This window comes from Streptomyces sp. CB02414, assembly GCF_001905385.1.
Taxonomy (GTDB): Bacteria; Actinomycetota; Actinomycetes; order Streptomycetales; family Streptomycetaceae; genus Streptomyces.
On the sequence record NZ_LIPF01000002.1, the window covers coordinates 17,472 to 30,609 of the forward strand.

Genomic DNA, 13,138 nt, shown 5'->3' on the forward strand with positions numbered 1-13,138 from the left:
GGTGCCTAGAAGACGGACTCCGCCTCGTCCATCCGGTCCTTCGGCACCGTCTTCAGCTCGGTGACCGCCTCCGCCAGCGGCACCATGACGACGTCCGTGCCGCGCAGCGCGGTCATCCGGCCGAACTCGCCCTGGTGCGCGGCCTCCACCGCGTGCCAGCCGAAGCGGGTGGCGAGCACCCGGTCGTACGCGGTGGGCACGCCGCCGCGCTGGACGTGGCCGAGGATGACCGGCTTGGCCTCCTTGCCGAGCCGGCGCTCCAGCTCGTAGGCGAGCGCGGTGCCGATGCCCTGGAAGCGCTCGTGGCCGAACTTGTCGATGGCGCCCTTGCCGTAGTCCATGGAGCCCTCGACGGGGTGGGCGCCCTCGGCGACGCAGACCACGGCGAACTTCTTGCCGCGGGAGAACCGCTCCTCGACCATCTTGACCAGGTCGGCCGGGTCGAAGGGGCGCTCGGGCAGGCAGATGCCGTGGGCGCCGGCGGCCATGCCGGACTCCAGGGCGATCCAGCCCGCGTGGCGGCCCATGACCTCGACGACCATCACGCGCTGGTGGGACTCGGCGGTGGTCTTGAGGCGGTCCATCGCCTCGGTGGCGACACCGACCGCCGTGTCGAAGCCGAAGGTGCGGTCCGTGGAGGAGATGTCGTTGTCGATGGTCTTCGGCACGCCGACCACCGGCAGACCGGCGTCGGACAGCATCCGGGCGGCCGTGAGGGTGCCCTCGCCGCCGATCGGGATCAGCGCGTCGATGCCGAAGCTCTGGATCATGTCCCCGGCGTTCTCGCAGGCCTCGCGGAGCCGGTCGCGCTCCAGGCGGGAAGAGCCGAGGATGGTGCCGCCGCGGGCCAGGATGCCGCTGACCGCGTTGAGGTCGAGGGCGCGGTAGCGGCCGTCGAGCAGGCCGGCGTAGCCGTCCTCGAAGCCGATGACCTCGTCGCCGTAGTTGTCGACCGCTCGGTGCACGACCGACCGGATCACTGCGTTCAGGCCGGGGCAGTCGCCGCCTGCGGTGAGTACGCCGATACGCATCGTGCTGTGTCTCCTGCTCGCTGTTGACACCGGTGAGCCGATCCAATTGTTTCACGGTCCGGGCACGGGCGGGCACTGACGATTGCTGACGGGCGCCTTATCCATCGCCGGAGGTATTGTCAAGAGGGTTCCGCTCACCCCGGTGGGCGGTTTTTGTGCACGGGACAGCCGCCACCAGACGAAACGGAGAGCACGCGTGACGCGCAGCGTGTACGTGACCGGTATCGACCGCGGCGACGGCCGCCAGGTCGTCGAACTGGGGGTCATGGAACTCCTGACCCGGCAGGTCGACCGGGTCGGCGTCTTCCGTCCCCTGGTCCACGACGGACCCGACCGGCTCTTCGAGCTGCTGCGGTCCCGCTACCGGCTCGCGCAGGACCCCGCGACCGTGTACGGCATGGACTACCAGGAGGCGTCCGCCCTCCAGGCCGAGCAGGGCACGGACGAGCTGGTCTCCGCGCTAGTCGACCGCTTCCACCTGGTCGCCCGGGACTACGACGTCGTCCTCGTCCTCGGCACCGACTTCGCCGCCACCCAGCTCCCGGACGAGCTGTCGCTGAACGCGCGGCTCGCCAACGAGTTCGGGGCCTCGGTCCTCCCGGTGGTCGGCGGGCGGGGGCAGGCCGCCGAGTCGGTGCTCGCCGAGACCGTCAACGCCTTCCGCGCCTACGACACGCTGGGCTGCGACGTGCTGGCCATGGTGACCAACCGGGTCGCCCGCGAGGACCGGGACGAGATCGCCGGGCTGCTCGCGGGCCGCCTGCCGGTGCCGTGCTGGGTGGTGCCGGACGAGCCCGCGCTGTCCGCGCCGACCGTCTCGCAGATCGCGCACGCCCTCGGCGCCAAGGTGGTCCTGGGCGACGACTCGGGGCTCGCCCGGGACGCGCTGGACTTCGTCTTCGGCGGCGCCATGCTGCCCAACCTGCTCGCCGCCCTGACCCCGGGCTGCCTGGTGATCACCCCCGGCGACCGCGCCGACCTGGTCGTCGGCACCCTGGCCGCGCACAGCGCCGGCACCCCGCCGATAGCCGGGGTGCTGCTCACGCTGAACGAGGTGCCGGGCGACGGCATCCTCACCCTCGCCGCCCGCCTGGCTCCCGGCACCCCGGTCCTGTCGGTGACCGGCAACAGCTTCCCCACCGCCGAGCGCCTGTTCTCCCTGGAGGGCAAGCTCAACGCGGCCGCCCCGCGCAAGGCGGAGACGGCCCTCGGCCTCTTCGAGCGCTACGTCGACACCGCGGACCTCAGCAAGCGGGTCTCCGCGCCGAGCAGCGACCGCGTCACGCCGATGATGTTCGAGCACAAGCTGCTGGAGCAGGCCCGCTCGGACCTGCGCCGGGTCGTGCTCCCCGAGGGCACCGAGGAGCGGGTGCTGCACGCGGCGGAGGTGCTGCTGCGCCGGGGCGTGTGCGAGCTGACGCTGCTCGGTCCCGTCGAGCAGGTCCGCAAGAAGGCCGCCGACCTGGGCATCGACCTGGAGGGCGCCGAGCTGATCGACCCGGCCGTCTCCGAACTGCGGGACTCCTTCGCCGAGAAGTACGCGGCCCTGCGCGCCCACAAGGGCGTGACCGTGGAGCTGGCGTACGACGTGGTATCCGACGTGAACTACTTCGGCACGCTGATGGTGCAGGAAGGATTCGCCGACGGGATGGTGTCGGGGTCGGTGCACTCGACTGCGGCGACGATCCGTCCGGCCTTCGAGATCATCAAGACCAAGCCGGAAGCGTCGATCGTGTCGTCCGTCTTCTTCATGTGCCTGGCCGACAAGGTGCTGGTCTACGGCGACTGCGCGGTCAACCCGGACCCGGACGCCGAGCAGCTCGCCGACATCGCCACCCAGTCGGCGGCCACGGCGGCGCGGTTCGGGGTGGACCCGCGGATCGCGATGCTGTCGTACTCGACGGGCACGTCCGGTTCCGGCGCCGATGTCGACAAGGTGCGCGAGGCGACCGAGCTGGTCCGCGCCGGGCGGCCCGACCTGCGCATCGAGGGGCCGATCCAGTACGACGCGGCCGTGGAGCCGTCGGTCGCCGCGACCAAGCTGCCGGGCTCGGAGGTCGCCGGGCAGGCCAGCGTGCTGATCTTCCCCGACCTGAACACCGGCAACAACACCTACAAGGCCGTGCAGCGCTCGGCCGGCGCGATCGCCGTCGGCCCGGTCCTCCAGGGGCTGCGCAAGCCGGTCAACGACCTGTCCCGGGGCGCGCTCGTCCAGGACATCGTCAACACCGTCGCCATCACGGCGATCCAGGCCCAGCAGTCCCCGAGCGAGAAGGTCTCCGCCCAGTGAGTTCCACGCGTGTCCTCGTCCTCAACTCCGGCTCCTCGTCGGTGAAGTACCAGCTCATCGACATGCGCGGCGGCGAGCGCCTGGCGGCCGGGCTGGTCGAGCGCATCGGGGAGCAGACCTCGCGGCTGAAGCACACCCACGTGGCCGACGGCGACACCCGGGAGCAGCACGGCCCGATCGCCGACCACGAGGCCGCCCTCAAGGCGGTCGCCGCGGAACTGGGCCGGGACGGTCTGGGCCTGGACTCCCCCGAGCTGGCCGCGATCGGGCACCGGGTGGTGCACGGCGGCATGTTCTTCACCGAGCCCACCCTCATCGACGACAGCGTGCTCACGGAGATCGAGCGGCTGGTCCCGGTCGCGCCGCTGCACAACCCGGCCAACCTCACCGGCATCCGCACCGCGCAGGCACTCCGCCCCGACCTGCCCCAGGTGGCGGTCTTCGACACCGCCTTCCACACCACGATGCCGGAGTCCGCGGCGCGCTACGCGATCGACCCGAAGATCGCCGACCGGTACCGCATCCGCCGCTACGGCTTCCACGGCACCTCGCACGCGTACGTCTCCCGCGAGACCGCGCGGCTGCTGGGCAAGGACCCGTCGGAGGTCAACGTCATCGTGCTCCACCTGGGCAACGGCGCCTCGGCCTCGGCGGTCGAGGGCGGCCGGTGCGTGGACACGTCCATGGGGCTGACGCCCTTGGAGGGCCTGGTGATGGGTACGCGGTCGGGAGACCTGGACCCGGCGGTCATCTTCCATTTGGAGCGCGTTGGCGGAATGTCCACGGACGAGATCGACACTTTCCTCAACAAGAGGAGCGGCCTGTTCGGTCTGTGCGGTGACAACGACATGCGGGAGATCCGCCGCCGGGTGGAGGAGGGCGACGAGCGGGCGCGGCTGGCCTTCGACATCTACATTCACCGGCTGAAGAAGTACATCGGCGCCTATTACGCCGTCCTCGGACGGGTGGACGCGGTGGCCTTCACGGCCGGGGTCGGCGAGAACGCGGCGCCGGTGCGCCAGGCCGCGGTGGCGGGCCTGGAGGGGCTCGGCCTGACGGTGGACGGCGAGCTGAACGCCGTACGCGGCGACGAGGCGCGGCTGATCTCGCCCGCGGACGCGCGGGTGGCGGTGGCCGTGGTGCCGACCGACGAGGAAATGGAGATCGCGACACAAACCTACGCGCTGGTAAATGATTCCGGTGGTTCAGTTGCTTCGGGGAATCTCACCTGAGCGGCATCCCGCCCTTTTGTATTTTCCGCCAGACGGAATATTCCGCGCCGAAACAAACCGATAGGATGGCACCCATGCGCCGTTCGAAAATCGTCTGTACCCTCGGCCCCGCGGTCGACTCCCACGAGCAGCTCGTAGCGCTGATCGAAGCCGGCATGAACGTGGCCCGCTTCAACTTCAGCCACGGCACGCACGCCGAGCACCAGGGCCGTTACGACCGTGTCCGGGCCGCCGCCAAGGAGACCGGCAGGGCCATCGGTGTCCTCGCCGACCTCCAGGGCCCGAAGATCCGCCTGGAGACCTTCGCGGAGGGCCCCGTCGAGCTGGTGCGCGGTGACGAGTTCACCATCACCACCGAGGACGTGCCGGGCGACCGGACGATCTGCGGCACGACCTACAAGGGCCTGCCCGGTGACGTCACCAAGGGCGACCAGGTGCTCATCAACGACGGCAACGTCGAGCTGAAGGTCACCGAGGTCGAGGGCCCCCGGGTGAAGACGATCGTCATCGAGGGCGGCGTCATCTCCGACCACAAGGGCATCAACCTGCCCGGTGCGGCCGTGAACGTCCCCGCGCTCAGCGAGAAGGACGTCGAGGATTTGCGGTTCGCGCTGCGGATGGGCTGCGACCTGGTCGCCCTCTCCTTCGTCCGGGACGCCAAGGACGTCGCCGACGTGCACCGCGTGATGGACGAGGAGGGCCGCCGGGTCCCCGTCGTCGCCAAGGTGGAGAAGCCGCAGGCGGTCGAGAACATGGAGGACGTCGTGATGGCGTTCGACGGCGTGATGGTCGCCCGTGGCGACCTGGCCGTCGAGTACCCGCTCGAGAAGGTCCCCATGGTGCAGAAGCGGCTGATCGAGCTGTGCCGCCGCAACGCCAAGCCGGTGATCGTGGCGACCCAGATGATGGAGTCGATGATCACCAACTCCCGCCCGACCCGCGCCGAGGCCTCCGACGTGGCCAACGCGATCCTGGACGGCGCCGACGCGGTGATGCTGTCCGCCGAGTCGTCGGTGGGCGCGTACCCGATCGAGACCGTCAAGACGATGTCGAAGATCGTCGCCGCCGCCGAGCAGGAGCTGCTGTCCAAGGGCCTGCAGCCGCTGGTGCCGGGCAAGAAGCCGCGCACGCAGGGCGGTTCGGTGGCCCGTGCCGCCGCCGAGATCGCCGACTTCCTGGGCGGCAAGGGCCTGGTGGCCTTCACCCAGTCCGGCGACACCGCCCGCCGCCTCTCCCGCTACCGCGCGGCTCAGCCGATCCTGGCCTTCACCACCGACGAGTCCACCCGCAACCAGCTGGCGCTCAGCTGGGGCGTGGAGCCGCACGTGGTGCCGTTCGTCAACACCACCGACGAGATGGTCGACCTGGTGGACCAGGAGACGGCCCGCCTCGGCCGGTTCAGCGACGGCGACGTCGTCGTGATCACCGCCGGTTCGCCCCCCGGCGTGCCCGGCACCACCAACATGGTCCGGGTCCTGCACCTGGGCGAGACGCGGCGCGGCTGACACCCGCGCGGGTCTTTTCGTACGACGCCGAGGGCGCCCCCTGCGACAGGGGGCGCCCTCGGGTCAGTCCCGGAAGGTCTCAGGTGATGTACTGCTGCAGCCCGGGGATGTGCAGCGTGCCGCCGAACTGACCGGCCTGGACGACCGTCACCTTCGTGAAGTAGATGAGCGGGATGTCCAGCGGCGGCGGGTGCTCCGGGTCGAAGGTGATCGGGATCAGCCCGAGCAGGTTGCCCGAGATGCTCTCGGTGTACATCACCGTGTCGCCGTCGCGGATCGTGGACGTGGAGCCCTCGGCCGCCTGCACGTGGTAGGTCTTGCCGGACTGCTCGTCCTTGACCGTCTGGTGCAGGTCGCCGATGTCGGTGCCGTTGGAGATGACGTACTTCAGCACCTTCTTGGTGGTGCCGTTGGCCGTCTTCACCTCGACGACGCCCTTGTAGGAGGCGCCCTTCAGCAGCAGCGAACTGGCGTTGAGGTACCAGGGGTCGTCGGGCAGCGGCACCGTGTTGTCGACGCCGCCCTCCGCGTCCGTGGCGACCGGGCAGTCCTCCGGGTCGGGGCCGGCGCTCTCGGAGGCGCTGGGGGTGGGCGAGGCGGTGGCCTCCTGAGCCTCCTCCTCCGCCTTGTCCTTCGCTTCCTCCGCGGCCTCCTCGGCCTTCCCGGCCGCCTCGTCCACCGACTCCCCGGTGTCCTCGGCCGCCTTCGACGCCGCGTCGGTCGTGCCCTCCACGGCGTCCTTCGCCGTGCCGGTGGCCTTGTCGGTGGCCTCCTTCGCCGGGTCGCCCGCGTCCTCGCCGGTGCTGCCGCTCTGCGACGCCGAGGGGGACGGCGTGGGGCTCGGGGTCTCCTCGGCCTTGCCACCGCCGGTGAAGAAGTCCTCGATGGCGTCGCCGAGGCCTTCCAGCACTCCGCCCTTGGTCTCGGACTCGGACGGGGACGGCTCCGCGGCACCCGCGCCGGGCTTCTCCTGGCTCTGCGGCTCCGTGCTCCCCGACTCCTGGGAGGCGGAGGGGCTGGGGGCGGGATCGGCGGCCTGCTCGTCCTTGTCGTCGGAACCTGAATCCGGCGAAGAGGACTCACCCTTGTCCGTGCCCGCGTCACCCGCGGACTCGGAGGAGCCGGGCTCCGTCGTGCCGTCCTTGTCCTTGCCGTCCTCGCCTTCCGGGCCGGTCGCCGACGGTGACGGCGTGGGCGGGGCGGACGCGCCCTTCTCGGCGTTCTCCAGGGCCGCCACGCACTCCTTGTACTCGTCCGCGGTCAGACTGTTGGAGGTCGGCTTCGCAGCGTCGTTGCCGTCGGCGATGGCCAGAGTCGGAGTGAACCCCATCCCCATGAGGACGGCCGTGGGCATCGCCGCCAGGGCTATCGCCTTCCCGGCCGGCATGTGGAACCTGGTGAACAACGGCTTCTTGGGTGCCGCGTGGCGCGGCCCGGTTCTCACACGGAACGACTCCACGTCAGTCCCGCGGGTCACCTCGTCAGCCGGCACTGTGCCTCCCGTTCGCCCCGTTGGCCGGGCTCGTTCCTGACAGATCGTTCGGCTCTTCCGCCCCGTCGCGCGGCTGCGGCACCGTGGCGTCGGGGTCCGCGGGGACCACGCTCTCGGGCGCGTCGCCCGTTCCCTTGCCCTCCAGCGGCGGCTCGGCCTGCGGCGGCTCGCCCGGCACCCACGACACGGCCATCGCCCCGCCGATCAGCGCGAACAGGAAGCCGATGAGGAATCCGCCCAGATTGGACACGGGGATGGACACCAGCGCCAGCAGGATCGCCGCCACGCCCGCGAAGACCCGGACGTGCTTCTGGAACCACAGGCTGACGCCCAGGACGACCAGCAGCACGCCGATGATCAGGGAACCGGAGCCCGCGGTGGTGGCCATCGCCAGCGTCAGGTGCCCGATCTGGAGGTTCGCGTACGGGAAGTAGGCGATGGGGAGTCCGCCGAGCGCGACGAACAGGCCGGCCCAGAACGGCCGCGTGCCTCGCCAGGCACGGAACTGCAGCCTCCGGCGGGTGAACTGGCCGGGTGCGGCGGCAGGAGTCTCGGCGCTCATGGAAAACAGCTCCCTGGTACGGCTTTGCTGTGGTGGAGATGTGGGCCGTGTGCGACGACACGGCCGGAGAGTGGACGGGCGGGGGCGCCGCTGGCTCCCCCGCCCGTCACGGGGTGCTTAGTAGCACTCCTTGACACCCTTGGACAGCGACATCTTCAGACCGCTGAGCTTGAAGGTTCCGGCGGTGGTGGCCCACGCCGTCTGCTTCACGTCGGTCAGCGTGGCCGAGTCGGCCTGCTGCGCGAATCCGTTCGGGTTCGCGGTGTCGCCCTTCTGGATGCCGGGACCCTTGTTGGCGTCCTTGGCGGCCACACCGATGTCGATGTTGCGGAAGGTGGCGTCGGCCTCGAGCTGCTCGACGTCGATGTACAGGTTCTTCGCCTCGACCGGCTTGTCGCCGCCGCCCGCCTTGAGCATGAGGCTGACCGAACCGATCAGCGGGATGTCCGGGGTGACCACGGACTGGCACATGCCCTTGATGGTCGCGGACTTGAACGCCGAAACGGCGACGGGGTGAGCCGTCTTCTCGCCCTTCAGCGTGTAACCCGAGTCAATGGCCCCGTACTGGGAGAACCCCGTACCGTCGAGCCGGTCCGCCGTCACCTTGAACGACTGACCGGAGACGCTGAACGAAGCCGCCAGGGCACCCTGCCCCAGCGCGACGCCTATCGCCGCCGTGGCGGCAACGCTGGGCACCATCACCACAGCGAACCGCTTCCATCTGGTCCCGCCACGCACCTGGGACTCCATATTTCCTCCTTCTCGGACGTACATCTCCTGGCCTCGGCCAGCCCCCGGAGCGGCGGCTGGACCTGGCAGGGATGGGAGAAGTGCTACGTCCTCGGGAAGGAGAGCGCCCGCACTCGGCGGCACGTACGAAACGAGCCCGAATCACCGGCGATCACCCCCGAGCGACAACCACTGGTCGCGCCTGACACGCATCACGCACAACCCTGCTGGACAGGCTTCGCCGGGTGGACGAAGACCCCCCTGCCCAAGAGCCGGCGCCACTGCCGCCGGCTCTGCTCGGTGGGGACCCAGGAACCCCCGCGACCCGACTGGCTTTCGGGGTACGGGAATGGACCGAGCGTCGCCGATCGTGGTGCATTCTCGGCGCCGACACAAGGGGGTTCGTTACTCGCTGGTAACGGCTCAACAACCGGAGTACGACACACCGCCCCTGAACGGCGACGCTGGGTGTGTCATGCGGTCGGAACAAAACTATTGATCGCTGGACAGAAACCGACAGATCGGCGCCGCCGACTTACTGGCAGTAACAGCGGCCGCGATTACCAAGATTTGGTAAAGCGCGGCCGCAGTGACCTACCGGAGACAGCTCCTTCACACGGGCACCACCCGGACGAACGGGCGGTACCCCGCCCGCTAGAACAGGGCGCGGGCCAGCGCCCTGCGCGCCGTGGCCACCCGCGGATCGTCGGCGCCGACGACCTCGAACAGCTCCAGCAGCCGCAGCCGTACGGCGTCCCGGTCGTCGCCGGCCGTGACGCGGACCGTGTCGATGAGGCGCCCGAAGGCGTCCTCCACATGACCGCCCACCAGGTCCAGGTCGGCGGCGGCGATCTGCGCCTGGGCGTCGCCCGGCTTGTCGGCCGCGTCCTGACGGACCCGCTGCGGGTCGGCGTTCTGCACGCGCTGGAGCAACTCGGCCTGGGCGAGGCCCAGTTTGGCCTCCGTGTTGCCCGGGTCCTCGGCCAGCACGTTCTTGTACGCCTGGACGGCCCCGCCCAGGTCACCGGCGTCCAGCGCCTGCACCGCGGCCTCGAGCGCCGCGTCGTGCGGACCTGCGGGACGCTCGGGGGCGGCGGCCTGGGCGGTGCCCGGCTCCGCCTCGGGGTCGACGGCGAGACCGGTCAGGCCGAAGCGTTCCTCGGCGACCTGCACCAGCTGGTCGAGGGTCTGGCGGATCTGCGTCTCGCCCGCGGCGCCCTGGAAGAGCGGCAGGGCCTGGCCCGCCACGACCGCGAACACGGCCGGGATGCCCTGGACGCCGAACTGCTGCATCAGCATCTGGTTGGCGTCGACGTCGATCTTGGCGAGGAGGAAGCGCCCGCTGTACTCGACGGCGAGCCGCTCCAGGACCGGGCTCAGCTGCTTGCAGGGCTCGCACCACTCGGCCCAGAAGTCGATGACGACCGGGACCTCGGTGGACCGCTGCAGGACGTCGCTCTCGAAGCGGGCCTCGTCGACGTCGATGACGAGGTCGGCCGGGGAGACGGCGCCCGTCCCGCCGTTCCGGGCCGCCTCGGCGCGCGCCTGCTCCGCCTTCGCCTTGGCCTCCTGGGCCTGCTTCACCGCGGCGAGGTCGACGACCCCGCTCATGGACATGTTCCGTGGCTGCATGGGTCTATCCTCCCCCGTACCGCGCGTGTGCGTGAAAAGCGGGGTGAAAGCCCGCCTGGAAGTGTGCTGTTGGCAGTCGTGCCGGCGCCGGGTCCCCACCCCACGCCCGTGGTCGTCGCTGGGGCACGGGCGGACCCGTGCTTTCGCTACGACCCGTAGCGTAATGCCCGAGCGGGCCGCCGGAACAGCCCTCCTCCGTGATCTGCCTCACGGACGCCCGTTCGTTACCCGCCGGTTAAGGTCGGGGAATGCAGAGCAGCACCCACGCCGGCCGTGCCGGGCGCCCGCGCAGCGCCGCGGCGGACACCGCGATCCTGGCCGCGACGCGGGCGGCCCTGGTGGAACTGGGCTGGTCGAAGCTCACCCTGCAGGACGTCGCCACGCGGGCCGGGGTTGCCAAGACGACGCTGTACCGCCGCTGGACGGGCAAGAACGAACTGGTCGTCGACGCGGTCGCCGAACTCTTCGACGAGCTGCGGCTGCCCGACCGGGGCTCCCTGGCCGCCGACATCGAGGGCGTGGTCCTCCAGTTCGCGGCGATCCTGGCCCGACCGGAGGCCAAGAGCGGCCTGATGGCGGTGGTCGCCGAGTCCACGCGCGACGAGGCGCTGCGCGAGCGCATCCGCACGTCGATCGTGGAGCGGCAGAAGCGCCTGGTGCTGGAGGGCCGGGCACGGGCCCAGGCACGGGGCGAACTGCCCCCGGAGACCGACCCGGCCGAGGCCGCCCGTACCGCGGACCTCATCTTCGACGTGGTCGCCGGCGCGGTCGTCCACCGCACCCTGGTCAGCGCGGCGGCGGCGGACGGGGAATGGGTGCGCGGCCTCACGCAGGTGCTGCTGGGAGGGCTCGCCGCTCGACCCGCCGAGCCGGGGCCCTAGAACCCCGCCGGCTCCGTGTACACCCCCCACTCGTCCCGCAGCACGCCGCAGATCTCACCCAGCGTCGCCTCCGCGCGCACCGCGTCCAGCATCGGCTCGATCATGTTCCCGCCGGAGCGGGCGGCGGCCAGCATCGCGTCCAGCGCACCGCGCACGGCCGCGTCGTCCCGGGCCGTCCTGCGCTCGCCCAGCACCCGCACCTGCTCGCGTTCCACCTCGTGGCTGACGCGCAGGATCTCCAGGTCGCCGGTGACGGAGCCGGTGTGGACGTTGACGCCGACGACCTTCTTGTCGTCCTTCTCCAGGGCCTGCTGGTAGCGGAAGGCGGACTCGGCGATCTCGCCGGTGAACCAGCCGTCCTCGATGCCGCGCAGGAGGCCGGAGGTGATCGGCCCGACGGGGTGCTGCCCGTCGGGGTGGGCCCGCAGCCCCCGCTCCTTGATCTGCTCGAAGATCTTCTCGGCGTCGGCCTCGATCCGGTCGGTCAGCTGCTCGATGAACCAGGAGCCGCCCAGCGGGTCGGCGACGTTGGCGACGCCGGTCTCCTCCATGAGCACCTGCTGGGTGCGCAGGGCGATCTCGGCGGCCTGCTCGCTGGGCAGCGCGAGGGTCTCGTCCAGCGCGTTGGTGTGCAGGGAGTTCGTACCGCCGAGCACCGCCGCCAGCGCCTCCACCGCCGTACGCACCACGTTGTTGTACGGCTGCTGCGCGGTCAGCGAGACACCGGCGGTCTGCGTGTGGAAGCGCAGCCACTGCGCCTTGTCGGACTTCGCGCCGTACACGTCCCGCATCCACCGGGCCCAGATCCTGCGGGCCGCGCGGAACTTGGCGATCTCCTCGAAGAAGTCGAGGTGCGCGTCGAAGAAGAAGGAGAGGCCGGGCGCGAAGACGTCCACGTCCAGACCGCGGCTGAGCCCCAGCTCCACGTACCCGAAGCCGTCCGCCAGGGTGTACGCCAGCTCCTGCGCGGCCGTCGCCCCGGCCTCGCGGATGTGGTAGCCGGAGACGGAGAGCGGCTTGTAGGCGGGGATGCCGGCCGCGCAGTACTCCATCAGGTCGCCGATCAGGCGCAGGTGCGGCTCCGGCTGGAAGAGCCACTCCTTCTGCGCGATGTACTCCTTGAAGATGTCGGTCTGGAGCGTGCCGTTGAGCACGGACGCGTCGACGCCCTGGCGTTCGGCGGCGACCAGGTACATGCAGAACACGGGCACGGCGGGCCCGCTGATCGTCATCGAGGTGGTCACGTCACCGAGCGGGATGTCCTTGAACAGCACCTCCATGTCGGCGGCCGAGTCGATGGCCACGCCGCAGTGCCCGACCTCGCCGAGGGAGCGCGGGTCGTCGGAGTCGCGGCCCATCAGGGTCGGCATGTCGAAGGCGACCGAGAGCCCGCCGCCGCCGTTGCGGAGGATCATCTTGTAGCGCTCGTTGGTCTGCTCGGCGTTGCCGAACCCGGCGAACTGCCGGATGGTCCACGTGCGCCCCCGGTACCCGGTCGGATGCAGGCCGCGGGTGAAGGGGTACTCCCCCGGCCAGCCGATCCGCTCGAAGCCCTCGTAGGCGTCCCCGGGCCGGGGCCCGTACACCGGCTCCACGGGATCGCCGGAGAGCGTGGTGAAGTCGGCGTCGCGCTTGCGCGCCGCGTCGTACCGGGCCTGCCAGCGAAGGCGGCCCTCCTCTATGGCGTCAGCATCCATACCCTCGAATTTACTAGGACGTCCAAGTAAATGTCGATGGGGTGCCGCCGTACGGGTGTCCGTACGGCGGTGAAAGGGCTTGACAAG

The 13,138-nt window shown here is 70.6% G+C and carries 10 protein-coding genes; 4 read left to right on the forward strand and 6 right to left on the reverse strand.

Annotated features, from left to right (window positions below; translation table 11 throughout):
- Positions 1 to 5: 5 nt before the first annotated feature.
- The gene (locus tag AMK11_RS06155) at positions 6 to 1,031 is read right to left on the reverse strand and encodes an ATP-dependent 6-phosphofructokinase (protein ID WP_073724068.1); all 1,026 of its coding nucleotides are present in this window, start codon (positions 1,029 to 1,031) and stop codon (positions 6 to 8) included.
- A gap of 196 nt (positions 1,032 to 1,227) precedes the next feature.
- Here AMK11_RS06155 and pta point away from each other — a divergent pair, with 196 nt between their 5' ends.
- The 3 genes from pta to pyk all read left to right on the forward strand — a co-directional run bounded on the left by pta (position 1,228) and on the right by pyk (position 6,058).
- Positions 1,228 to 3,321, forward strand: coding sequence for a phosphate acetyltransferase (gene pta / locus AMK11_RS06160; RefSeq protein WP_073724070.1), 2,094 nt, complete (start codon positions 1,228 to 1,230; stop codon positions 3,319 to 3,321).
- The gene (locus tag AMK11_RS06165) at positions 3,318 to 4,553 is read left to right on the forward strand and encodes an acetate kinase (RefSeq protein ID WP_073724072.1); all 1,236 of its coding nucleotides are present in this window, start codon (positions 3,318 to 3,320) and stop codon (positions 4,551 to 4,553) included. Before pta ends, AMK11_RS06165 begins: the two co-directional genes overlap by 4 nt.
- Before the next feature lie 74 nt (positions 4,554 to 4,627).
- Positions 4,628 to 6,058 carry a pyruvate kinase gene (gene pyk / locus AMK11_RS06170; protein WP_073724074.1) on the forward strand — a complete coding sequence of 477 codons (1,431 nt, stop codon included), beginning with the start codon at positions 4,628 to 4,630 and terminating at the stop codon, positions 6,056 to 6,058.
- Positions 6,059 to 6,137: 79 nt separating this feature from the next.
- Here pyk and AMK11_RS06175 read toward each other — a convergent pair whose 3' ends face one another.
- The 4 genes from AMK11_RS06175 to AMK11_RS06195 form a co-directional block, all read right to left on the reverse strand.
- Positions 6,138 to 7,550 (reverse strand): hypothetical protein, encoded by a 1,413-nt coding sequence (locus tag AMK11_RS06175; RefSeq protein WP_073724076.1) that lies wholly within the window; start codon positions 7,548 to 7,550, stop codon positions 6,138 to 6,140.
- Positions 7,540 to 8,112 carry a DUF6114 domain-containing protein gene (locus AMK11_RS06180; protein WP_073724078.1) on the reverse strand — a complete coding sequence of 191 codons (573 nt, stop codon included), beginning with the start codon at positions 8,110 to 8,112 and terminating at the stop codon, positions 7,540 to 7,542. The genes AMK11_RS06175 and AMK11_RS06180 overlap by 11 nt, the downstream gene beginning before the upstream one ends.
- A gap of 117 nt (positions 8,113 to 8,229) precedes the next feature.
- Positions 8,230 to 8,862, reverse strand: a complete 633-nt coding sequence (locus AMK11_RS06185; RefSeq protein ID WP_073724080.1) for a DUF6230 family protein — start codon at positions 8,860 to 8,862, stop codon at positions 8,230 to 8,232.
- A gap of 633 nt (positions 8,863 to 9,495) precedes the next feature.
- A complete protein-coding gene (locus AMK11_RS06195) occupies positions 9,496 to 10,473 on the reverse strand; it encodes a tetratricopeptide repeat protein (RefSeq protein ID WP_073724082.1) in 978 nt (325 codons plus the stop codon).
- Between the two features lie 248 nt (positions 10,474 to 10,721).
- On the opposite strand from AMK11_RS06195, the gene AMK11_RS06200 reads away from it, so the two are divergent.
- The gene (locus AMK11_RS06200) at positions 10,722 to 11,354 is read left to right on the forward strand and encodes a TetR/AcrR family transcriptional regulator (RefSeq protein ID WP_073724084.1); all 633 of its coding nucleotides are present in this window, start codon (positions 10,722 to 10,724) and stop codon (positions 11,352 to 11,354) included.
- Here the strand turns inward: AMK11_RS06200 and AMK11_RS06205 are convergent.
- Positions 11,351 to 13,051, reverse strand: a complete 1,701-nt coding sequence (locus AMK11_RS06205; protein WP_073724086.1) for an acyl-CoA mutase large subunit family protein — start codon at positions 13,049 to 13,051, stop codon at positions 11,351 to 11,353. The genes AMK11_RS06200 and AMK11_RS06205 overlap by 4 nt on opposite strands.
- Positions 13,052 to 13,138 lie beyond the last annotated feature (87 nt).

Coding starts and splice junctions, on each gene's coding strand:
- AMK11_RS06155 (WP_073724068.1), bottom strand. CDS start 1,031: ATGCGTATCGGCGTACTCACCGCAGGCGGCGACTGCCCCGGCCTGAAC.
- pyk (WP_073724074.1), top strand. CDS start 4,628: ATGCGCCGTTCGAAAATCGTCTGTACCCTCGGCCCCGCGGTCGACTCC.
- AMK11_RS06180 (WP_073724078.1), bottom strand. CDS start 8,112: ATGAGCGCCGAGACTCCTGCCGCCGCACCCGGCCAGTTCACCCGCCGG.
- AMK11_RS06185 (WP_073724080.1), bottom strand. CDS start 8,862: ATGGAGTCCCAGGTGCGTGGCGGGACCAGATGGAAGCGGTTCGCTGTG.
- AMK11_RS06195 (WP_073724082.1), bottom strand. CDS start 10,473: ATGCAGCCACGGAACATGTCCATGAGCGGGGTCGTCGACCTCGCCGCG.
- AMK11_RS06200 (WP_073724084.1), top strand. CDS start 10,722: ATGCAGAGCAGCACCCACGCCGGCCGTGCCGGGCGCCCGCGCAGCGCC.
- AMK11_RS06205 (WP_073724086.1), bottom strand. CDS start 13,051: ATGGATGCTGACGCCATAGAGGAGGGCCGCCTTCGCTGGCAGGCCCGG.